The sequence below is a fragment of the Acinetobacter pollinis genome (assembly GCF_015627175.1).
Taxonomy (GTDB): Bacteria; Pseudomonadota; Gammaproteobacteria; order Pseudomonadales; family Moraxellaceae; genus Acinetobacter; species Acinetobacter pollinis.
This window is the reverse complement of the sequence record NZ_VTDQ01000004.1, coordinates 91,028-114,734: the sequence shown is the minus strand read 5'-3', so window position 1 is coordinate 114,734 and position 23,707 is coordinate 91,028. Positions and strand designations below refer to the sequence as shown.

The 23,707-nt window shown below is 35.8% G+C and carries 18 protein-coding genes, 1 other RNA gene and 1 pseudogene; 9 read left to right on the top strand and 11 right to left on the bottom strand.

Translation table 11 applies throughout. The features are described 5' to 3' along the window. The first annotated feature begins 12 nt into the window (after positions 1–12). Positions 13–609, top strand: coding sequence for a DUF805 domain-containing protein (locus I2F23_RS03200; RefSeq protein ID WP_195771123.1), 597 nt, complete (start codon positions 13–15; stop codon positions 607–609). A 61-nt stretch (positions 610–670) separates the two neighbouring features. Here I2F23_RS03200 and I2F23_RS03195 read toward each other — a convergent pair whose 3' ends face one another. The 6 genes from I2F23_RS03195 to I2F23_RS03170 all read right to left on the bottom strand — a co-directional run bounded on the left by I2F23_RS03195 (position 671) and on the right by I2F23_RS03170 (position 9,014). Further along, positions 671–1,543: a YagK/YfjJ domain-containing protein gene (locus I2F23_RS03195; RefSeq protein WP_195771122.1), complete on the bottom strand. Its 873-nt coding sequence runs from the start codon at positions 1,541–1,543 to the stop codon at positions 671–673. Between the two features lie 510 nt (positions 1,544–2,053). Next, positions 2,054–3,583, bottom strand: coding sequence for a hypothetical protein (locus tag I2F23_RS03190; RefSeq protein ID WP_195771121.1), 1,530 nt, complete (start codon positions 3,581–3,583; stop codon positions 2,054–2,056). A 1,015-nt stretch (positions 3,584–4,598) separates the two neighbouring features. Further along, positions 4,599–5,747 (bottom strand): tyrosine-type recombinase/integrase, encoded by a 1,149-nt coding sequence (locus I2F23_RS03185; protein ID WP_195771120.1) that lies wholly within the window; start codon positions 5,745–5,747, stop codon positions 4,599–4,601. A gap of 174 nt (positions 5,748–5,921) precedes the next feature. After that, positions 5,922–6,281, bottom strand: a transfer-messenger RNA (tmRNA) gene (ssrA, locus tag I2F23_RS03180). A gap of 54 nt (positions 6,282–6,335) precedes the next feature. Further along, positions 6,336–7,859 carry a DHA2 family efflux MFS transporter permease subunit gene (locus I2F23_RS03175; RefSeq protein ID WP_195771119.1) on the bottom strand — a complete coding sequence of 508 codons (1,524 nt, stop codon included), beginning with the start codon at positions 7,857–7,859 and terminating at the stop codon, positions 6,336–6,338. 6 nt (positions 7,860–7,865) lie between these two features. Continuing rightward, positions 7,866–9,014, bottom strand: a complete 1,149-nt coding sequence (locus I2F23_RS03170; RefSeq protein ID WP_195771118.1) for an HlyD family secretion protein — start codon at positions 9,012–9,014, stop codon at positions 7,866–7,868. 460 nt (positions 9,015–9,474) lie between these two features. Here I2F23_RS03170 and hemB point away from each other — a divergent pair, with 460 nt between their 5' ends. Beyond that, a complete protein-coding gene (gene hemB, locus I2F23_RS03165; protein WP_195771177.1) occupies positions 9,475–10,488 on the top strand; it encodes a porphobilinogen synthase in 1,014 nt (337 codons plus the stop codon). Positions 10,489–10,497: 9 nt separating this feature from the next. Then, the gene (thiO, locus tag I2F23_RS03160; RefSeq protein ID WP_195771117.1) at positions 10,498–11,616 is read left to right on the top strand and encodes a glycine oxidase ThiO; all 1,119 of its coding nucleotides are present in this window, start codon (positions 10,498–10,500) and stop codon (positions 11,614–11,616) included. Here thiO and I2F23_RS03155 read toward each other — a convergent pair. Continuing rightward, positions 11,593–12,048 carry an ABZJ_00895 family protein gene (locus tag I2F23_RS03155; RefSeq protein WP_228284733.1) on the bottom strand — a complete coding sequence of 152 codons (456 nt, stop codon included), beginning with the start codon at positions 12,046–12,048 and terminating at the stop codon, positions 11,593–11,595. The two genes, thiO and I2F23_RS03155, sit on opposite strands and share 24 nt — an antisense overlap. A gap of 504 nt (positions 12,049–12,552) precedes the next feature. Here I2F23_RS03155 and I2F23_RS03150 point away from each other — a divergent pair. Beyond that, positions 12,553–12,732: a hypothetical protein gene (locus tag I2F23_RS03150; RefSeq protein ID WP_195771115.1), complete on the top strand. Its 180-nt coding sequence runs from the start codon at positions 12,553–12,555 to the stop codon at positions 12,730–12,732. A gap of 140 nt (positions 12,733–12,872) precedes the next feature. Here the strand turns inward: I2F23_RS03150 and I2F23_RS03145 are convergent. Continuing rightward, a pseudogene (locus tag I2F23_RS03145) lies at positions 12,873–13,347 on the bottom strand (OsmC family protein). A 116-nt stretch (positions 13,348–13,463) separates the two neighbouring features. Between I2F23_RS03145 and sbcD the strand changes: the two are divergent. Next, positions 13,464–14,729, top strand: coding sequence for an exonuclease subunit SbcD (gene sbcD / locus I2F23_RS03140; protein ID WP_195771114.1), 1,266 nt, complete (start codon positions 13,464–13,466; stop codon positions 14,727–14,729). Positions 14,730–14,732: 3 nt separating this feature from the next. Then, entirely contained in the window at positions 14,733–18,326 is a 3,594-nt protein-coding gene (locus I2F23_RS03135; RefSeq protein WP_195771113.1) for an AAA family ATPase, read from the top strand. Here I2F23_RS03135 and I2F23_RS03130 read toward each other — a convergent pair. After that, positions 18,323–19,720: a DHA2 family efflux MFS transporter permease subunit gene (locus I2F23_RS03130; RefSeq protein WP_195771112.1), complete on the bottom strand. Its 1,398-nt coding sequence runs from the start codon at positions 19,718–19,720 to the stop codon at positions 18,323–18,325. The two genes, I2F23_RS03135 and I2F23_RS03130, sit on opposite strands and share 4 nt — an antisense overlap. A gap of 13 nt (positions 19,721–19,733) precedes the next feature. Next, entirely contained in the window at positions 19,734–20,417 is a 684-nt protein-coding gene (locus I2F23_RS03125) for a YggS family pyridoxal phosphate-dependent enzyme (RefSeq protein WP_195771111.1), read from the bottom strand. A 105-nt stretch (positions 20,418–20,522) separates the two neighbouring features. On the opposite strand from I2F23_RS03125, the gene I2F23_RS03120 reads away from it, so the two are divergent. Next, positions 20,523–21,560 (top strand): type IV pilus twitching motility protein PilT, encoded by a 1,038-nt coding sequence (locus I2F23_RS03120; protein WP_195771110.1) that lies wholly within the window; start codon positions 20,523–20,525, stop codon positions 21,558–21,560. A 25-nt stretch (positions 21,561–21,585) separates the two neighbouring features. After that, positions 21,586–22,698 carry a PilT/PilU family type 4a pilus ATPase gene (locus I2F23_RS03115; protein WP_195771176.1) on the top strand — a complete coding sequence of 371 codons (1,113 nt, stop codon included), beginning with the start codon at positions 21,586–21,588 and terminating at the stop codon, positions 22,696–22,698. 61 nt (positions 22,699–22,759) lie between these two features. On the opposite strand, the gene fur is transcribed toward I2F23_RS03115, so the two are convergent. Next, positions 22,760–23,197: a ferric iron uptake transcriptional regulator gene (gene fur, locus I2F23_RS03110; protein WP_195771109.1), complete on the bottom strand. Its 438-nt coding sequence runs from the start codon at positions 23,195–23,197 to the stop codon at positions 22,760–22,762. A 108-nt stretch (positions 23,198–23,305) separates the two neighbouring features. Between fur and I2F23_RS03105 the strand changes: the two genes are divergently transcribed. Then, positions 23,306–23,689 (top strand): outer membrane protein assembly factor BamE, encoded by a 384-nt coding sequence (locus I2F23_RS03105; protein ID WP_195771108.1) that lies wholly within the window; start codon positions 23,306–23,308, stop codon positions 23,687–23,689. Positions 23,690–23,707 lie beyond the last annotated feature (18 nt).

The window sequence follows — 23,707 nt, the reverse complement described above, 5'->3', positions numbered from 1 at the left end:
GGATCAATGATAATGAAAGGTACAGTTTTAGATTTCTCGGTACAAAGCAACAAAGGGATCATTACCCTAGATGAAAAAAGATATCACTTCACAGGTGATCAATGGAAAGAACAACTCCACCCTAAACGTGGGCAACACGTTGATTTTGAGGTTGATGAACAGACAGGCAATGCAATCAACATTTACTTTGTTGTGACGCCAAATACCAATCAACAACAACTCACTCAAGCAACGGAAAGTGCCAAAGAAATCTTTGGTAAAGCTGTCTCTTCTAGAAAAGCATATAACCAAGCTGTTATCACATGCTTTAAGAAATATTTTGATATCAATGGTCGTGCCGCACGCCCTGAATATTGGTACTTTCAACTGTGTGCCACAGCTTTACTCATCATTACAGATAGAATAGATGAAATGGCTTTCAACATTGTTCTGACCGTTTTCATCATTCCTTTAATTACCGTTACTGTTCGGCGCTTACATGACATTAATCGCTCAGGATGGTGGGTACTGGTTTCTGCTGTTCCAATAATTGGAAGTATCGTCATACTCTATTGGGCAGTTTCAAAAGGCTCACCTGAAGAAAACCTTTATGGGCCACCCCCACAATAACGACTCAAGCAATAAGACATGGAAAGATAAGGATATCTTTCCATGTCTTATCCAAGAACCACTAATTCAAAGTACGCATTTTCTTAGTGCATTTGACTCTTAAATATTGCTCTTCCTTCTCAGGACAAGTGAGATAACTTACTGCTTTCTCACAACGCTCACATGCCCCAATATCATCCCGATAAATTCGTCCAATACCCAATATGCCTAGATCGGTATAACGTGCAACTTGCTTAGGGTCATGACAGTTAAAATAACTTCCCTGCTTAGAAGTAATATCTTCAATCCATACTTGACCAAGCTTGCTTGCGACTCCCCAACCACTTTGTACTTTATGCCCATTAAAGATCATTAGCACATGACAATGATAGCCTTTATCCGACCCCTGCTCTAATGCCCATGCATAGTCTACTAAGTGTTTTAGAAACCCTTTACGCTGTCCAAGATAATCACATAGTGTTCTGATATCTCTATAAAATACATCGATATTTATATCTTCATACTCTTTTAAATAAGCCAAATCCACACGAACAACTAAAGATTTAGAATATTGATTCAGTGCATGCTTTAATCTCTTAGCAAGAGACTTTTTGTTTCTCAATTCATTTTCACGATGTCTTCTTAAGTCATGGCGATGTACAGGGCTATAGTTTGAGAAATACTCCCGCCATCCATTTAGAGAATCCTCACAATAAAGATAATCAGCCAACTCACTATAACTTAGACCATCGATTGCATACTCCTCTATCAAATCACACCATGCATTGATATAACCAAAGTAGCTATAAGATGGTTCATATATCTCATTAAAACTGAATAGCAATGAAGCAAATAGATCATAAAAACTTTCATCTCGTTCTATTCCATGTATGACCCAACTCTCAGTAGTATTCTCAATTTCAATGAGTAAAGCTGACTCTCTTTGATTATTCATGTTAAGTATCTCCTATGTTGAATACATAGAAGACATCACTTAAGTATAAATATATTCAGTACTCTTGCTTAGATAGCTTATGGTCTAGTGTTACTCATATATAATAATATTAATAACCTGCAACAAAACGAAGATTACACCTGCTGCTCTAGTCAATTATCTTCATGAATCAAAAATCATTTTCTCCATGTAGACGCGAGTTAAATTTAGGAAATGCCTATTTCCTACATCAGTAAGTTGTATCTGTGAAAAGAAAAAGTTAAGCGTTAACTTAAATTTCCTTAGTCTAGAATAGATGTCTGAGATAGCACTTTATTCATTCTAATTAAGAAAATGGGCTAAGTTTGAAGTTTAAGCTCATCATTTTTCACTATACACACACTTTAAAAACGTAAGTTATCGAGATTGTACAAGTCTAATAACAAGATATTATTCGTAACAAAATATTCAAATAACAAGAATAGTGGATAGTAAACTCTTACCTTTCCAACTTACTAAAAGCCACCAACTTTATTTTTTTGGTTCTGTAATCTTGCCACGACTTGCACTCACTCGAGATGAGATGTCATCAACATAATTACGCTCATACCCCCCCAAAATATAGAAATAAGAAATTAACTTGGTATTAACAATCTTCCATCTTGGACTATTAGCTTCTAGTAACCATATATATTCTGGTGAAAATTCAGATAATATAGGTATTTGATATAAGCCTAATTCCCATTCTTTTTTTATATCATCATAATTAACTTGTTTAAAAACTTCTTTTTCTAACAAACTATTAGCAATTTCTTTTAACTTCTCTTCTACACAATCAAATCGGTTAATATAGCCATTGAATGCTACAGGCTCATTCGCGTTAAAAAATAATACAAAATCTACTTCTAACACATTCTTAGACTTTTCTTTCCAAATCGAAATATGGTTACAGAGCCCAGAAAACTCATTAGATTGTTTTATAGCTTTAATTAGTGCCGTAAAAAACTTTCCAAAAAAATCATATCTAACAGATACCCCATTACAATATATCTCCAATTGAAAGCGATATATAACTGTGTCCTCCTTTTTTAGAGGACTCAGTCGAGTACGAAAGTTTTCGATCTTACCTGCTAGAGCTTTCAAATACTTTTTAAACCCATTGAAATCACGAAATATGATATTTGTATGCGGCATCATATATCTATTCGTAATTTTGTTTTCATATTTTCCTTGAATCAATGATTTTTTCAAACCCCAAAGTAGCGTATTGAATTCAATAATACTCTTAGAATCTACATCAACGTCTAAAGAGCTGCTGTATCTGCTATAAGATTGAAAATTATCAGATAAAAAATTACTAAAAATTTTAACGAATGTTGTTAAGTATTCATGGTCAAATCGAGATATGTGATGATATTGACTAATCAAGTATAAAAACTCTTTCCCTATTACTGTAATTTTCTGCTCATAATTAATATTTTTATTTTCAATTGGCTCTTCAATGAATGCAGGCAATGACTTTACAGCAAGAATCAACATGAATCGCTCAATTCTATTCAATAATACAAGGTTAGATTTACAATAATCATAAGGTAATCTATATGGGAATTCACTATTGTAACGCCTTAAAAAAATTTCTGTTTTTTTTACAGGAAAACCACTTCGCTCAAAATCTTGATCTAGTTCATGATTCACAACTGATAAACCTTGTAGATATTCTTCCATAAAATGGTATTTTGAACTCAGAGTAAGATTAGGTAATCTACCTTCGACAAGATCTTTAAAGCGTATTGACGACCTTCTTCTATCACTTCTAGTAGTACGATACTCTGGCTTTGTATCTCGTGATCTACTCTTCGTTCTATTGTTTTTCTGGCCACTATCGATTAAGTTTTTTAACTGTTCACTGTCTAATAATTTTTCTACGATCAGATTCGCCAACCTTTCATTTAATGAAATATCTTCAAATTTTTCACCATATGTATTCTCTACATATTGCTCATCTTGACCTCTAATTTCGTCATCAGTTATTTGATTTTGTAATTTATCTTCTTCACACATATGACTACTCCAAGCTAATTATAAAAGAATTCTTTATTTCCAACCTAATTATGTTATAGATATAAGTCATTAATTCTCAATATTTTTCAGCCTTATTCTATACTTATTCTTTGCTTATTCTTAGGTTTTTTGGTCAGGCACTACTCAAAATTTACTATTTCTTGGCAAGTTAGATTACCTAGTTCTCAATGGTAAAAAATTTTTTAGATATTAGCCATCACAGATTTTGTAGACATCTTTTAGTTAGATAAAATGGCTAATTGGCAATGTGCTTATGAACAGTAAACGATACAATAAAATGAAGAGCCTAAAATTGAAACAGTAAAGGAGGTTGCAAAGAAAAACCATAGCATTCCTATACGACTAGTAACAACAATATATAGTTTATATGCCTAGATGAAATAATCTGACTCTCAATAATCCCATAAAAAAATCTAAGCATGTAAAACTAGGAAAGTTGAAAAAGAGCTAAACGGGTCACTGAAAAAATGAATATTAAAAAAAGCCATGGCGTTTTCCGCAAGCAAATCTGGAGCTGCTCTTTATTAAAGAGAATCATCACATATGGCCAGTCAGTCATGTATACTCAACTCTTACTTATCACATTAGTAATTATGCTTGGCTAAAGTAACCGAACAGTAAGGTTGAAAGGAAATGGCAATAGCTTTTAGGATTGATTATACAGTTCTGGCTAAAATCTGGCGGTATCTACACATTACGGTTTGAAAATTGTTAGTGAAAGTTACGGGATTCATCGAGTACATCGGCTGATAAAAGTAGATGACATTAAATCACAGTGTGACTACTCTAAGCCTAGAATTTAGGCTAGAGTTGCGAAAGGAACGCAAAAAAACTAATCCACTCAGACCAAGGTAATCAATATACAAGCCATAAATGGCAGACATTTTTTCAAATATCATAATCTTAAAAACGCTATGATTTGAATAGTCAGCTTGTTTCTGATGGGTAAACTGATAGGTACGTAACGATAAGTTCTATTTTTTACATCTAATTTCTAGGAATTAATCCACTCAATCACCTTAGCTTCGTACCAGCTCATCATCTTAACCCTCTCTTCCCAATATTGAGCACGATTGTAAGCAGCACGAATACGGTTTTGTGGGACATGTGCTAACTGTCTTTCTATAACATCATAATTAAACACATTAGACTCATTCAGAACCGTACTAAACAATGATCTAAAACCATGAGTTGTCATCTTACCTGCGTAACCAGAACGCTTAATCACCTGTAAAATTGACTCACTACGCATAGGCTCCTTACTATTTAAACGATGAGGAAAAAGTAACTCTTCATTATGTGTCAACCTAAGTGCTTCCAACTCTTGAAGCATTAAATTTGTTAAAGGTACTCTATGAGATAACCCATTTTTCATTCGTTCTTTTGGTATATCCCATACTCTATTTTCTATATCAAATTCACTCCAAGTTGCTTTGAGTAACTCACTTACCCTTACACCTGTAAGCATAATCAACATAATTGCATGATGTGTTTGAGCATCACTTGGGTACATGCGTACCTTCTTTAGAAACTCAGGCATGTCTTGAGCTTGTAATGATGCTAAATTTTTTACTTTCCTAGATTTCAATGCATATACCAAATCCGATGCAGGATTATCTAATCTATAACTATGTGCAATCGCATACTTCATGACCATCCCACATCTTGATAATGTTCTCTTCGCAACTTCCAAAGATCCTCTATTCTCAATTTTTCTAATCGCTTCTAGAATAATAGGTGCTGTTAATTTATCGATCTCATAATTACCAAAACTTAGATACAACTCATCTAGAGACGCCCTAACATTGCTAATATGTTTATCTGACCATGTCCCCTTTTGATTTTCAAACCAATCTTCGGCAACTTCACTAAATTGAGGTTTTGGAGATTCCAGACTACTATCCTCTGCATATTGGACTTTAAGTCTAGAAGCTATATCACGTGCTTTCTTTAAACTAATGTCTGGATATTTACCTATAGATTTAGACTTCCTGTCACCATTAATCGTTAAACGTAGATTCCAATATTTTGTGCCGTTTGTAGAAACCTGTAGCGATAGACCATTTACATCGGATAAACGATAAGGCTTGTCTTTCGGCTTTGCTTGTTTGCACTGACTATCTGTTAATTGTGTTGATGCCATCACCTAAAACCTTTCATTATTGATTGGGGTAAATTTTCCCTTTTTTTACCCAATTAGGCAAAAACAAGGTCATATTCAATCGGATAACTTCGGATAAACAGGCAAATAAAAAAGCCTTTAAATATTGAATTTAAAGGCTTTTTATAATCAGTCTTGTGAGACTGGATAAAAATTTGGTGGAGATGGCGGGAGTTGAACCCGCGTCCGCCAGCATTACGCTCCAGAATACTACATGCTTAGATATCGTCTATTATTTTAGCACTTAAAGACCCGACGAACAGGGTTAAAAGCGCGATCCTTTAAGTTTGATATAGAACCCCAAGGCTTGATTCTATACGGACTTGTGTGCGTTCGCTTCTGTCGGGTTATCAGGCCACAAGTAATCTGATAAGCGGACTAGTAGCCCTTAGGCTACTTGAGCGTAAGATTCGTCGTTTGCGACTATAAAATTGCAAATTTTATTTACGAGAGAAAATGCGCTCTCGGCATGCATCTATGAGTTTCATCACCAGCGTCGAAGCCAATAACATCCCCATGTATGTCTGGCAATTATAACATACTCTAAGCAAAATACTATAGGTTAAGGTATTAATGTGAGGGTCCACCCTCAATTTTTCTTGGCTTAGGACAAAACCAAATAATAATTGCCCCTACTAGAAAAATCATAGAAAACACAAGAAATACATGATCCGCTGCCACAGTTAAGGCCTCCTTATTTACTAAGTTCGAAATCGTGCCTAATGCTGTATCATAACTAAACCCTTGATGTTGAAGAGTGTTTAACGTCGGCTTTATATCCATATTAGATACAATTTCACTTCGTGCAATACTGGCATGATCATCCCAAACCGTTACAGCTAAAGAAGCGCCTATAGCTCCTCCCATTGTACGCATAAAGTTCATTAAACCTGCAGCCGCTGCAACTTCATTTGGAAGTACAGAACCTAAAGCAATATTAGTTAATGGAATAAAGAAGAATGGGACTCCAAAACCTTGTAAAATTTGTGGCACAGCCAAAGTCATAAAATCTGCTTCATTGTTCCAAAAGGCACGCATTAACGTAACACCACCTAAAATACATAAGCCAAAGCAAGCCAAACCACGCTGATCAAATTTTGTGGAAAGCTTTGCTACGACAGGAGACATTGTCACACTTCCCAATCCCATGGTTGCCGTCAAATAGCCTGCCCATGTCGCGGTATACCCCATATTTGTTTGTAACCACTGTGGTATTAATACAATGCTGCCAAAAAAGGCGCCGAAAGCAAATCCCATGGTTAAAACTGCAAGTGAGAAACCGGAATGCCGAAAAATAGAAATATCTACAATAGGATTTTTTTCAGTCAGTTCCCAAATAACAAAGATAATAAAGCCAATAAATGATGTTACAGCCAAGGTACAAATTAGGTTACTTGAAAACCAATCATGGTCATGACCAAGATCTAAAAGAAGCTGTAGAGCACCAATCGCTATAATAAGCAAAGACAGTCCAATTGCATCAATTTTAACAAGTTGAGTCTCAGTTTCAGCAGGCTTTAAGAGTTTAAATGCACCAAAAACACAAATAATTCCGATAGGTAAATTAATAAAGAAAATCCAGTGCCATGAAAAACTATCACTAAACCATCCACCTAGAATTGGGCCAACAATTGGACCAACAACCGTTGTCATTGCCCATATTCCCATCGCCTGTGCATGTTTTTCAGGAGGGTAAATACGGCGCAATAAGGTTTGACTTAATGGCATTAAGGGTCCACCAAATAGACCCTGTCCAATTCGGCAAAATACCAAAAGCCCTAAAGAATTAGATAATCCGCATAAGACTGAAAATAATGTAAAACCAATTAAACAAGATACAAATACGCGAACTGCACCAAACCGACCTGCCAGCCATCCAGTTAAAGGTACACAAATTGCTTCAGCCACTGCATAGGAAGTAATAACCCAAGTACCTTGTGTTGTCGAAACAGCCAAACTTCCCGTAATGTGTGCAACAGAAACGTTTGCAATGGTTGTATCTACAACAACCATGAAATTGGCCAATGCCAAGACAAGTGTTGCTAATAATAATTTATTCCCAGTGAGATCACCTAGAGGCACAAATTTACTCATGATGAATTACTTCGACTTTAAATCGACTTTTGCAGTCATAGATAAACCGACACGCAAAGGATGTTTTTCAAGCTCTTTTTCATCTAATGCCACGCGTACAGGTAATCGTTGTACAACCTTAATCCAGTTTCCTGTTGCATTCTGTGCTGGAATCAAAGCGAATGCTGCGCCTGTACCACCGGAAAAACCAACGACTTTGCCATGATATACAACATCATCACCATACAAATCAGATGTAAGCGTAACAGACTGACCTGGTTTTACATCGGCAAGTTGGTTTTCTTTAAAATTCGCATCGACATATAGCTTATTCACAGGAACAACAAGCATTAACGAAGATCCTACTGAGACAGTCTGACCAATTTGTACATTTCGATTGGTGACGATGCCATCAACAGGTGCTTTAATTACCGTACGATCTAAATTAAGTTGCGCTTGGTCAACTTTAGCTTGTGCTGCAAGTACATCAGGTGTAGTTTCCTGATCTAAACCTTTAATTAAAGCATTGTTTGCATCTAAATTACTTTGAGCAACTTTTTGATTTGAAACAGCTTGCGATAAGCCAGCCTGAGCAACACCATAATTGGCTTTTGCTGTATTTAAAGCATTTTGTGACGTTGCATATTCTTCTTTAGAAATTGCACCAGAAGCACTAAGTTCTTGACGGCGTTTAAAATCAGCTGTTGCTTTTTCCAAGTCTGCTTTCGCTTTTTCCACTTGTGCTTTCTGACTTTGTATTGCATCGTGAGTCGATTGAATCTGAGAAGATAAAGAACCACTATTGGCCTGCGTCTGCGTATATTGACGCTTAACTTTTGCTAAATCTGCTTCTGCCTGTGCTAAAGAAATTTTTGCATCTCTATCATCAATCACAACCAATACATCACCTGCTTTGACACGTTGCGTGTCTTCAACCGACACACTTTTCACCTGTCCACCAACCATAGAGCTTACTTGAGCAGTATCTGCACCCACATAGGCATTGTCTGTATCTTCAACATGACTAAAGAACACGGTCCATACAATATAAATAATTGCACAAATGATAAATAAGATTGCAACGATAGATAACCATTTTTTACGTGTTGATTTTGCTTGAGAAGCTGGCGCTTTTTGTACTGTTTGCTGAGAAGCGGGAGTCTGTTCTTCAGTCATATTTAACCCTATAAATCACTCTTATTTTGGCGATACTGCATCATGTGTGTGCATGTACTGAAAACACGATTTGCTTCGTATCTTACATAGATATTAGACTGCAAATATTAAACTAAAAAATCAAAATATGAGAATATTAATATTTTATTGATCAATAATTGAATAGTTAATTCTTATAATTTTCATATTTATAATACTTTACAAATATACCTATAGCTCAATATAAGCTATTCATTTCATATATAAAATTCATATTAATTAAAACAATACTTCGATTTAATTAATAATATAATACATTAAAATTAAATTATTTCTCAAAACTTAACTGCATGATTTTAATATTATTATCTGAGAAAACAGCTTATTTATAACAAATATATGAAAATTGAGATTTTTTCCCAATTTTTTTTCTAAAGGTCTACAATAACAGTCAATTTAAACCTTGATGATCGAGATTGTGATGACATATACGTTCAATCGTCCTGCTTTTCCTGCAACACGCATGCGTAGAATTCGAAAAAATGACAAATTAAGATCCATGGTAACAGAAACACACCTGACGAGTGATCATTTAATTTATCCTGTCTTTGTGCTTCCCGGTGAAAAAAAATCACAAGATATACCGAGTATGCCGAATATTCAGCGCCTATCTGCAGACCTCCTCTTAAAAAAAGCAGAAACATTATTAGAACTAGGTGTTTCAAAACTAGCTCTCTTCCCCGTAACACCACAGGAAGACAAAAGCCTGACTGCCGAAGCAGCTTGGCGAGAAGATGGTTTAGTACAGCAAACTTGCCGCTTACTCAAAAAAGAACTACCAGAAATGGTACTCATTACAGATGGGGCTTTAGATCCATATACAACGCATGGCCAAGATGGTATTACAGACGAAACAGGTTACGTACTTAATGATGAAACTGTTGAATGCTTAGTAAAACAAGCTTTAAGTCATGCAGAAGCTGGGGCTGATGTCATTGCACCGAGCGATATGATGGATGGAAGAATTGGTGCCATTCGACACGCACTAGAAGCAAATGGACATATCTATACAAACATTATGGCCTATTCGGCAAAATATGCCTCTAGTTTTTATGGCCCTTTCCGTGATGCTGTAGGCTCATCAGGGAACCTAAAAGGTGCCAATAAAAATAACTATCAAATGGATTTTGGAAATCGCGCAGAAGCACTTCATGAAATTGCATTAGATATCCAAGAAGGTGCAGACATGGTTATTGTTAAACCAGGTATGCCGTATCTAGATGTTGTTCGTGAAGTAAAAGATACATTTGGTATTCCTACATTCATATATCAAGTGAGTGGTGAATATGCAATGCTTGCAGGTGCTATTCAAAATGGTTGGCTTTCAGAAAGTGTTATTTTAGAGTCTTTATTGGGCTGTCGCCGTGCAGGTGCAGACGGTATTTGGACCTATTTTGCAGAAGATGCTGCACGCAAACTAAAAGAAATGAAATAACTTCAATTCATGAATGTTGCAATTATTGGTGCAGGCATTAATGGACTCATGTCTGCACTAGAGCTATCGGAACAAGGTATTGAAGTTCACATCTATGACCAACAACAAGCAGGTCGCGAAGCTTCTTGGGCTGGTGGTGGAATTTTATCGCCCATGTATCCTTGGAGATACCCTCAACCGGTAAATGCACTAGCAAAACACGCAAAAGCACTCTATACCGAATGGAATCAGAAACTTCTTCCTACTACAGGAATTGATTTTCAAATACAACAAACAGGTATGCTTATTTTTGACCAAAAGGATTTTGATATTGGGCTAAATTATGCAAACACTCACCAAGAACCTATGCAAATATGTCAGCACTTAACGCAAAAAGACATACAAAAACTTAACCCTAAAGTTTCAAAACAATTTCAAGAAGCACTCTTTTTTCCTGAATTATCCAATGTTCGAAATCCTCGTCTTTTACAGTCTTTAATTAATTATTTAAAGCACCAATCAAACGTTACATTTCACGAGAATATTAAGATTTCTAAATTCTGTATTCAAGACAGCCATGTGACTGGCATTGAAGATGAGCAAAAAGTGATTTACTCCCATGATCATACTATTATTGCTACAGGTGCATGGAGTGCAAATTGGTCAGCTCAGCTTAATCTACAAATTCCTGTCTATCCCATTCAAGGACAAATGGTTTTATTTAAAACACCCAAGAACTGGTTAACTACCATGTGCATGAATGAGGTAATGTATCTTATTCCACGTAAAGATGGTCATATTGTTTGTGGTTCTAGCATGAAAGATATTGGGTTTGATAAAGCTCTTTGCATGCACACACAACAAAATATATTAAATGCTTGTTTCGAAATGATTCCTGAGCTACAAAAGTTTCCCATTATTAAACAATGGACGGGTCTACGTCCTAGCTCTCCAGCTGGTATTCCATATATTGGTACCTACCCACAACTAAGTAATCTTTGGCTTAATACAGGACACTTCCGTAACGGTCTGTGTATGGGAGCAGCATCTGCACGACTTCTTAGACAACTTATATTAAAGCAGCCCTGTATTGAAGACCCAACCCCCTACCAACCCAGTCAACTATTATCTATGACCAAACATTTTTAAAGCCATACGTTCAGCCTGTTTTCCATAAAACCAAAATGTCACAGCAATTAAAGGCAATGCAATTACAATAAAAAATAAGCCGATAATCATTAACGTTGCAGGCTGAAAAAGCATCTTGATTGTATATTGCCAAATTTCAGGCTCAGAAAAAGAAATCCAAAGTAGTCCTAAAAAGAAACCACTTAAATTAAATAGCCAAAAAAGAAGATTTAAACTTAGCGTAAATCTTTTTCTCTCTTCAACTGTTGGTGCACGGCGGTGTTGCTTCAAAAATAAATATAGAACAGCAATCATCGAGACCAAATAAGGAAGAACCATGAAAACAAGTGATAATTCACGTGGTAAAACAGTCGCCAACACACCACTTATGCAAGTCATAAGAAAACAAAACAATAAAAACCATGCATAATATTTTTTAAGAGAGATTTTCAAAATGAACCAACTTTAAAATTTATTTATTTTTTTAATTTTTTTTGATTTCTTTGTCAACCTATTTAAAAATTCTAACGTTATATAGGGTACAAAGCCTCAAAACTAGATAAGAAAGTGATTATCTAGTGGCTTTAGTCAGAGATAAAAACTCGACTTGTCTTGGGTATTCTAAAAATAACCCACTCGAAAAGACTTTTTTGAGCCAATGATTCTTCATCACTCGGATCATTGGCTTTTATTTTTCTATATCTACCATTTTGGCTAAGTTTTTAGATAAAATCTATCGATGTCGTCTTACTTAGATATTCAAAAAAGATGAATATTAATTCTTTATTAATTTTTTCATAATATAAAAATCTCTTAACTTAAGTTCTGTCGAACCACTATGATATGTATCTTAGACAATATAAGTTGATATATTTCGTCCATAAATAATCCACATCTTTCGTTCATTATAGGTTTATCGAGATTTAAACCCAACTTTACTCACGAGAGATTTAATTTATGAAAAAAATATTATCTGTATTAGCACTTGGTCTTACTGCAACTGCATTCACAGCAACAGCAATGGCTGCACCTGCTGCACCACAACCAGCACCACATCACAAACACCATGCAAAAAAAGTGCACCATAAGAAGCATGCACACAAAAAACATCATCACGCACCTAAAAAAGTAGGTTAAGCCGTAAAATAAAAAAAGAGCCAATTTTGGCTCTTTTTTTATTGTCATTTATATTTAACAATCAAAGTATATGATTTCTATTATAATAATTATTGCGCAAAATCTTAAATAAAACCGACATATAATACGTCGGTTATTTTTTAAGTATTAAAAGAAAATATAGGTTTGCAGTAAATGGGAAAATTCACCGAATTTGCAACCATACATTCATGATGAGCCAAATCATGTAATTTCTTTGCAAGCTCTAAGTTTGCACCTTGTTTTAAAGTGATACGTGGATTCAAACAGATTTGTGTAATATGCCCCCTTTTTATAGGGTGATAATCTTCCATTTCTGCTTCTGCATCATCAGTATAAGCAACAATATGAATACCATTGATTGCGCAAAGATGTAGATACCATAGTTTGTGACATGCTGAAGCAGCCGAAAGCATCAGGTCTTCTGGGTTCCATCTGCTTTTATCGCCTAAATATGCAGGATCGGCAGAGCCTAAAATAGTAGGTTTATGAGGATGTGTAATTTTAAAATCTCTTTGATATGCTTTTATAAGAGGTTGTTCCTTCACCTAGGTTTCCTTCCCAAGTTATAGAAACATTATAATAATGTATGGTCATTGCATGCCTATATTCTTCTATTTTCTACAGTTATAGCATACCTCTTGTAAGAAATATTCAATATTTAAAAAAACTCTGTTAAATTACCTCTGCTAGCTTTTAGACAAGAGTAACTCATGACTGTACATTTTTTTCATACTTCAGACTGGCATTTAGGGCAACTTTTTCATAACTACTCCCGCCATTTTGAACATGAAAAATTTTTAACTTGGTTACTTAAACAAATACTAGAAAAACAACCACATGCACTACTTATTGCTGGCGATATTTTTGACATTGTTAATCCATCCTCGGCCTCACAAAAACAACTTTATCAGTTTCTAGCACGTGCTCATGAAATTGCCCCCCATATGCAAACCCTCATGATTGCAGGGAACCATGACTCAGGCTATCGTATCGAGCAAGTTGACCCTTTACTTGAAAAATATAATGCAAAAGCTGTTGGTATTATTCAATGGACAGAAGATAAACAACTTAACTTAGATCATCTCATTTTACCTATCTACGATAAAAACCGAACTATTGTTGCTTGGTGTGTGGCTCTTCCCTTTCTAAGACCTGCTGAAATTACAGGCTTCAATGAGCATACGCAGGACAATGAATCTGCTATTTGCTATCTCCATAAAACACTTATCGAAGAAGCCAAACGGCGTAAAACACACGAACAAGCACTTATTGTCATGTCTCATGCCCATATGCAAGGTGGACAGGAATCAGATTCTGAGCGTTGTATTGTCATTGGAAACCAAGATGCTCTTTCGACTGACCTTTTTCATAAAGATGTAGATTATGTTGCACTTGGACATCTACATAAGCCTCAAAAAGTAGGTCATACACACATCCGTTATAGTGGTTCGCCCATTCCACTATCCTTTAGTGAACTTCATTACAACCATCAAGTACTAGATATTCATATTGATCCCAATCAAGTCACACAAGATCAAATAACGTATGAAAAATTAATTATCCCTAGATCAATAACGCTACACGCACTTAAAGGTGAGTTAAAAGAAATCTTTCATCAGTTAGAAAATCTACCCAGTGAAGGCTCTCTTCCTGTAGATGAACGTGAATTTGTAGATATTGAATATTACAGCTATACACCACCTCCCCTCAATTTACGTCAACAAATTGAAGAACTTTTACCTAAGCAACGCTATCGACTTACAAGAATTATGCGTAAACCTGTCATTAAATCAGAGGATAAAAACCAACCAATTTCAAAAATCGATTTAGAGCCACCTACACCAGAAAGCTTATTTGAGCAAATATGGGAAAACATGGGCTACGATACAGACAACCAAGTCAAACAAGACTTTTTAACTCTGCTCCATGAAGCTGAAGAAATGCAGCATAAAAACACAACATCGAATGAAGGATAGCTCATGAAAATATTGTGCTTACGCTTAAGTAATCTTGCTTCTATTGCAGGCGAACACTGTATAGATTTTGAATCACAGCCCTTAGCAAATGCAGGATTGATAGCAATTACAGGTAAAACAGGTGCAGGAAAATCGACGCTTTTAGATGCAATGTGCCTAGCACTTTTTGATCAAATTCCACGTTTAAATGGTGCATTAGGTAGCCTAACAGATGTAAGTGGTCAAGATATTTCCATTAAAGACACTAAACATATCTTACGCCGTGGTGCAATTAGTGGGTTTTCAGAAGTCGAATTTATTGCACTTGATCAAAAAAGGTATCGGGCACGATGGGATATACGTCGCTCTTATAAAAAACTCAATGGCAACCTAAAAGTCGATCGCGCTGTAACCTGTTTAGAAGACAATCGTGTACTGACACAGAAGATTTCAGAATGTAATCCGTGTATCCAATCCTTAATTGGTTTAAGCTTTGAACAATTTACACGTGCTGTATTACTTGCACAATCTGAGGTGGGTGCTTTTCTAAAAGCAAAAGATCATGAGCGGGCGGCCTTACTCGAGTATTTAACAAATTCAAATATTTTTAGCTTAATTAGCCAGCGTGCTTTTGAAAAAACCAAAGAAATTAAAGTCGAACTTGATAAAAAACAAGAATTTTCACAGCATATCCAACTGTTATCTATAGAAGAAGTACAGAGTTTTGAAAAGAATAAACACGAATTGGATTATGAGATTAAAGCTATACAGCTCAAGCAACAACAGCTTGAATATGCAAAACAATGGTACATGGAGCAAACTCGCTTAGAAAATAAAATAAATGAGCAAGAACAAAATTTAGAGAAAGTAAAAGTAGAAAAGTCCCAAGTAGCGAAGTATAAAAAGCAACTTCAACATCTCAGTGAATTTTCTGAAATACAAAATACTTATCAAGAAGTGATTAAAGCCAAACAACAACAAGAGCAATCTAGACAACACTATACTGACTATAAACAACAGTTTCAGCAGACTCAACAGCGCTTTTTAGAACAAGAAACGCTTGTACGAAAATATGAAGAAGATATTTCAAATTATGAAAATCAATTACAACAACTTCAACCTGAACTACAAAAAGGCTTTGAACTCGATGCAAAGCGTGAACATTATCTAATACAATACCAAAACATCAAAAATGACCTTCATGAAAAAACAAAATTACGAACACAACATGAAGAAGCACTCAATCATATAAGTATTCAAGAAAATAATTTAATTTCACAACAAAAACAATTCGAGTTAGATATTGAAAAATATCAGTTTCTTTCAAAACTTGCCGAAGAGCCTAAAGCAAATATCGATAAGCTCTACGAAATTGAACGTCTTGGGCAAGATATCTATCGACAGCAATCCGAGTCGTTTGACATAGTACAATTCAAACAAAGTTACGAGACCCGTCAAAGAAACATCGAACAAACGATCAAAACATATGGCAACTTAGATCAATTAGAAACCAATTATCAGCAACACCAAGCAGTCTATGACACACAAAAATCGCAAAAACAACTGGCTGAACAACTCTATCAACATTTAAAACATTATAATGAAAAGAAACAGCAAATTAAGCACCAAGAAGATGATATTAAACAACAAGAAAATATACTGTTAGCTGAACAAGAAATCGTTCAGAAAAGTCACGAAACCTTTACAAATGCTGAGCAGGAACTGACGGCGCTGCAAAAAATAATTAATGAACAAAAGCTAATTCAGTCAGAACATATCACTCGCCTACGTGCTGCATTAACCACAGATAATCCTTGCCCCGTATGTGGAAGTAAAGCACATCCTTACATTGAACAAAAATCACTATTAGAGGATGCGATAAATAGCATTCATCAACAGCAAGAAGAAGAAGCGAGACAACGTAAGGATTATGCTTTTACGCAATGGCAGACCAGTCAGCAACATTATTTACGCTTAGAAAATACCGTTCATCATCTAAGAAATGACATGATCAAGGCAAATAATGATCAAATTGAACATTGGAATCAAATTGAAGAACTCTTTAAAAAATTAACACTAGAGTTCTCCTTAGAGCAGTCATATACTGTACTTGAGTATGAAATTAATATATTGGAATCTACACTTTCGCACCTGAGTATCACCCTTCAGGCAGAAGAACAAATTTTAATATCTTTTAAACAGGAACTTAAGCAACAAAATCAAGAAGCAAATATTATCTATCAAATTGAGCAATTCGAAAAATTAGTTCAATTTATAGATAGACATCTGTTAACAGACAATGAAAAAACTCAATGGAAGCAAGCTCCGTTAGATTGTATAAATCGCTATATTTTAAGTATTAAACAACTTCATCATACTCAACAAAATTATCAACAATGTATGCAGTCAATTGATACATTAGTGCATAAAAAACAATTACTCGCGCATCAACAAACAACCACCCATACAGAATGTACAGCGTTAGAGCAAAAACTACTGGGTACAAAACAACAAGGTTTAGATATTAGAGATCAGATTAATCAACTCATTGAAAGGCATTCAACTACTACATTTGCAACCATAAAAGATTGGCAAACGTACTTATACGATCATAAAAATCAGCTCAATGCACAATATCGTAATATTAAAAATCAATTTTCAGAAATTGAGCACTTATACCACACCCAACAGCATGAACTCACATCACTTAAACAAAATCTAGAAATGTGGCAAACTTATGAACAAGAACAGCGAGAAAAACAAATACGATGGCAACAAGCGCATCCTGTCTTTGATGATGCTTTAATTGATTACTGCCTAAAAACTACGCCTACTGAGATTCAAGAGCTTAGACAGCATATTCAAGATATTCAGCAACAACATATTCGTTATGAAACTGAATATGATCAAACCAAACAAAGTTATCTTATTCATCAGCAAAAGAAGCCTAGTAACGAATTCCATCGTCTTGATGAGTATCTGAGAGAAAATGAAGAAATAATTCGAACACTGAGCCATTCACGCGATGAAATAAATGCCAAATTAATGAGTAATACACAAGCAATCGCACAACAAAAACATTATGCAAAAGACATAGAAGAACTTCAGGAACAGGTCAATCGATGGGGTAAAATTTCTGAGCTAATTGGCAGTAAAGATGGAGCTAAATTTAGAAGAATTGCACAAGAACATCATTTAGATATTCTAATTGAATATGCAAATCAACAATTACAACCATTATCTGCACGCTATGAGCTTAAACGTATTGAACACAGCTTAGGACTTGCAATTATCGACCATGAGATGAATAGTGAAGTTCGTCCTGTACTCTCCCTTTCAGGCGGAGAAACTTTCTTAGTATCTTTAGCACTTGCACTAGCAATTGCAAATATGGCCTCTGGCGCCATGCGTTTAGAGTCTTTATTTATTGATGAAGGGTTTGGCACCTTAGATCCCTCGTCCTTGCACATTGTGATGGATGCTTTAGATCGTCTGCAAAGCCAAGGACGTAAAGTCATTCTAATTTCTCATGTACAAGAAATGCATGAACGTATTCCTGTACAAGTTCAAGTAAAATCAGTGGGCTCAGGCACCAGTCAGATTGAAATTATTGGTTAATTTAAACGATGTTGATATCCACTTACGCTATCACCTGCATCTTTTGCTAAAAGAAAAGCATCGATTAAAGCAAATAGCGACACGAAAGCAATCATTAAGAATGTAATTTGAAAGTCGATGAGTTCTGCCTGTGCATGTCCATGCATATACATGGTTGCACGCAAAATTAATGCAGCAAGTGCAACCCCAATACCTAAACTAATTTGAAAAAACAAACTAAATTGGGTCGTGGCATATCTTTTATCTTTAGGCAATACATCTGCAAAACTTAGACTGTTGTAACACGTAAATTGTAAAGAACGACTTAAACCACTTATAAACATGAGTATAATCATAATTATCCATGGTGTTTGAGGAGTAAATAGCGCTGAACTGGCTATCGTACATGCTCCAATTATTCCATTTACAATCAAAATTTTCCTAAATCCAAAATGTTTCATCAGTCTTGTAGTAAAGGGTTTCATGACTAAGTTTCCAACAAAAACAGTCAAAATGAGTAATCCTGCTTGGAATGCACTTAACCCAAAAGAAAGCTGAAACAAAAGTGGAAGTAGAAAAGGAATCGCACTCATCGAGATTCGGAAAATTGAACCTCCAATAATACTGACAGAGAATGTTTCTTGCTGAAATGCATCAAATTTAAGTAATGGATACTGAATACGCTTCATATAAGCAATAGCAACCATAAAAATGGCAACCCCAAATGCTGCTAATAGCAAATATGGCATCATCTGATCTAGCTGTTGTCCTAATTTTTCCATGGCATACATCACGCTTAAGCACGCCGTTGCCAATAAAGTAAATCCAATAAAGTCAAATTGACCAACATCATTATTTTTTACATTTTCAATTAATTGATAGCTCGCATAAATCGCTGCTGCTCCTAAAGGAATATTAATGTAAAAAATCCATTGCCATGAGACATGCGTAACAATTAAACCACCTAAGGCGGGCCCAATAATAGGTGCTACAAGACCCGGCCAAGTAATATAAGCAATTGCTCGAACCAACTCATTTTTTGGTGCTTTACGAATAACTACCAAGCGCCCAACAGGAACCATCATTGCCCCCCCAATGCCTTGGAGTACGCGAGCAAAAATAAACATCTCTAAACTGGTACTTAAACCACATAAGACAGAGGCGATTGTAAAAAGGACAATTGCACTCATAAATATCGTTCTTGCGCCAAAACGATCTGCAAGCCAACCGCTAATAGGAATAAAAGTTGCAACGGCCAAGAGGTATGCACTAATTCCAATATTTAAATCGATTGGCATCACATTAAATGTCTTTGCCATGGTTGGTAAAGCAGTTACGATAATAGTGGCATCTAAATTTTCCATAAAAAATGTCAGTGCCACTAAAAGTGCAATATATTTGGTTTGAGGTTGCAACGCTTATATTCCTTTACTGATAATCACGCTGTCCGAAAAGTGCGGTACCAATACGCACCATAGTTGATCCCGCTTGAATTGCATCCAACAAATCACCAGACATTCCCATACTCAGTGTATCCCAAGTCGTTAAATTTGGATAATTTTCACGTACTTTTTCAAATAATTGCTTTGCATCTGTAAATGCTTGAGTATGATTTGGTGCAGGTATGACCATTAGCCCACGTAAGTGAATATTGGGCAGTTGTATAATGTCGTTCACTAATGCCAATACTTCATCTGGGTGACAACCATCTTTACTGTCTTGATGATCGATATTAACTTGTATACAAATATTGATTGGTGCTAACTGCTCAGGACGCTGTTGCGATAACCTTTGTGCAATAATAAGTCTATCTACACCATGAACCCATGCAAAGTTTTCAGCCAGCAGTTTGGTTTTATTTCTTTGCACATGACCTATAAAATGCCATTCAATATCGAGTGCTTTTAAATCTGAAATTTTTTGCAATGCTTCTTGTAGGTAATTTTCTCCAAATGCACGTTGTCCAGATTCATACATTGCGTTTAAAGCAGAACTTGGATGTGTCTTTGAAACAGCCAATAGCTGTACCTCACTCACATTTCGTTGTGCTTGCTGACAAGCCTGTTCAATCTGTGCAAGAACACCTTGCCTTGCTTTTAAAAATTGATACATGAAATTTTTCCTATTTATAACAGAAAAGCATTGGTCTGATTCTCAGAAAATCGCTATCATTCTATAAGAATTATACGTTTGATAACATTGTATTGGGGATAATCTATGGACATTACAGAATTACTGGCGTTTGGTGTACAGCATAAAGCTTCTGACTTACACCTATCTGCAGGGTTACCGCCAATGATTCGTGTAGATGGGGACGTAAGACGCATTAATTTACCTGCCCTTTCACACAAAGAAGTACATCGTCTTGTTTATGACATCATGAATGACCAACAACGACATGACTTTGAAGAACGTTTAGAAATTGATTTTTCGTTTGAAGTTCCAAACCTTTCTCGTTTTCGTGTGAATGCTTTTAATCAAAATCGTGGTGCTGGGGCTGTATTTCGTACCATTCCTTCTAAAGTACTCACACTTGACGACTTAGGCATGGGAGAGATTTTTAAAAAGCTCTGCGATACTCCTCGTGGAATCATTTTAGTGACAGGACAAACAGGTTCTGGTAAATCGACAACACTTGCAGCAATGCTCGACTATATTAATGAAAACCGCTACGAGCATATTCTAACTGTTGAAGATCCAATCGAATTTGTACATGAATCAAAAAAATGCCTAATTAACCAACGTGAAGTACACCGCGACACACATGGGTTTACACCTGCTCTACGTTCTGCATTGCGTGAAGATCCAGATATTATTCTTGTAGGTGAGATGCGTGATTTAGAAACAATCCGCTTAGCACTAAGTGCTGCAGAGACGGGGCACCTTGTATTAGGTACACTCCATACGACCTCTGCTGCAAAAACGATTGACCGTATTGTAGATGTCTTCCCAGCAGAAGAAAAAGATATGATTCGTTCAATGCTTTCTGAGTCATTACAAGCTGTTATTTCACAAACATTACTGAAAAAAACAGGCGGTGGTCGGGTAGCTGCCCACGAAATTATGCTTGGTGTTCCATCAATTCGTAACCTTATTCGTGAAAATAAAGTTGCTCAAATGTATTCGGCAATACAAACAGGCTCAGCACAAGGTATGACTACGCTTGATCAAAGCCTTAAAAAGCTTGTTGCTCAAGGTCTAATTACTAAACAGGCAGCACAATCGGTTGCTAAAACTCCTGAATCATTCTATTAAGCGATAGGTGTGAAAAACAATGAGTATGGATTTTAATGATTTGCTCAATTTAATGAGTGAAAGAAAGGGATCTGATATGTTTATCACAGCAGATCGCGAACCCTCTATGAAGATCAATGGTCAACTGATTCCTATCTCTAGTACGAAATTAAATGGAGATATGATCAAGCAGTTGATTCATTCAATTATGAGTGACACACAAAAGGAAGAGTTCAACAAAACCAAAGAATGTAATTTTGCCATTACGAACCGTGAGAAAGATCGTCGTTTCCGTGTAAGTGCTTTTTATCAAAGAGATTTACCGGGTATGGTGATCCGTCGTATCGAACATAAAATTCCATCTGTAGACAGTCTAAAGCTTCCCGGTGTACTGAAAGAACTCATTATGAGTAAAAGAGGTATTATTTTATTTGTAGGTGGCACAGGTACAGGTAAATCGACATCTTTGGCATCGCTTATTGGATACCGTAATGAACATTCAACAGGTCATATTATTACTGTAGAAGATCCTATTGAATTTATTCATAATCATGCAGGTTGTATCGTTACTCAACGAGAAGTCGGAATTGATACGGCATCATTTGAAGTCGCATTAAAAAACACACTGCGCCAAGCACCTGATGTGATTCTTATCGGTGAAATTCGTACAAAAGAAGTTATGGACTATGCCCTTGCGTTTGCGGAAACAGGTCACCTTGTTTTAGCAACATTGCATGCAAACAATGCAAACCAAGCGCTAGATCGTATTACTCACTTTTTTGAAACTGAAAAGCAAAATCAAATTTATATGGATTTGTCTTTAAACTTAAGGGCAATCGTTGCACAACAGCTTGTTCCAACAGTAGATAAAAAGTCTAGACGTGCAGCAATTGAAATTATGATTAATAGTCCACTCATTTCAGATTACATCCGCAAAGGTCAAATTAATGACATTAAAACGGTTATGAGTAAATCTAGAGAGTTAGGAATGCAAACGTTTGATCATGCACTTTTTGACCTATATAAAGAAGATGTGATCAGTTATGAAGAAGCTTTAAAACATGCAGATACACCAAACGATCTAAGGTTAAAAATCAAACTATCTTCCGATGAGGGTTCTTCCTCAACTCAAAAACTTACCTTCGATGGTCAGTCATAAATATAAAAAGGCAGCTTAGGCTGCCTTTTTACTTATTGAATTGTTTGACTTATGTAGCAAACTATTTTTTACGTGCAACTTCCTGACATTCAGGCTCATCACAAAAACCATATAGGTTTAAAGAGTGACCTGTAAGCGTGAAACCAAACTTTTTGGCAACTTCATGCTGTTCGTGTTCAATAATATCATTGGTAAATTCAAGTACTTTATTACAGTTTTGGCATACAAGGTGATCATGATGACTGTCTTGCATAATTTCAAATACAGAATGATTGTTTTCAAAATTAAGACGTTGCACGATTCCTGCAGACTCAAACTGAGTAAGTACACGATATACAGTCGCTAATCCTACATCCTCACCTTGGTCGAGCAAAGTTTTATAAATGTCTTCAGCACTTAAATGGTGAGGTTTAGAATTTTCAAGAAGCTCTAATATTTTAATTCTTGGAAGGGTTACCTTCAGTCCTGCTTTACGTAAGTCTTGATTCGAAATAGCCATGAAAAGTCTCTCAACAATTTTTAAGTAGGAATATGCAATAGAGTTTAGATGCAGTATGATCTATCCTTAGACTAAATGCATCAAAATTGATTTGGATAGTGTAGCAAAATGCAAAAAATTATTTTGACGACGTTACTCGTCAGTTCATTGCTCGCAGGTTGTGTCTATAAAATTGACATTCCTCAAGGAACGCCTTTAACCAAAGCACAAGCATCTCAAGTGCAGCCTGGTATGAGTTACCAACAAGTACGCTTCTTGTTAGGTAGCCCAACAATTGCTGATCCACTAAATCCATTGCGTTGGGATTATATTTACAATTATATCCCAGGAACATATGCTAAAAAAGCAAAGATTCCTGAGGCAAAAGGACAACACCTTAGTGTTTACTTCGATGATACAGGTAACGTAAGTAAAGTTGAGGGATTAGACAGTATTCCAAATGCACAACCTGGCTTACCACCAACCAAAGAAGGTATCGTAAACATGCCATAATTGTAATGACATTTAGTG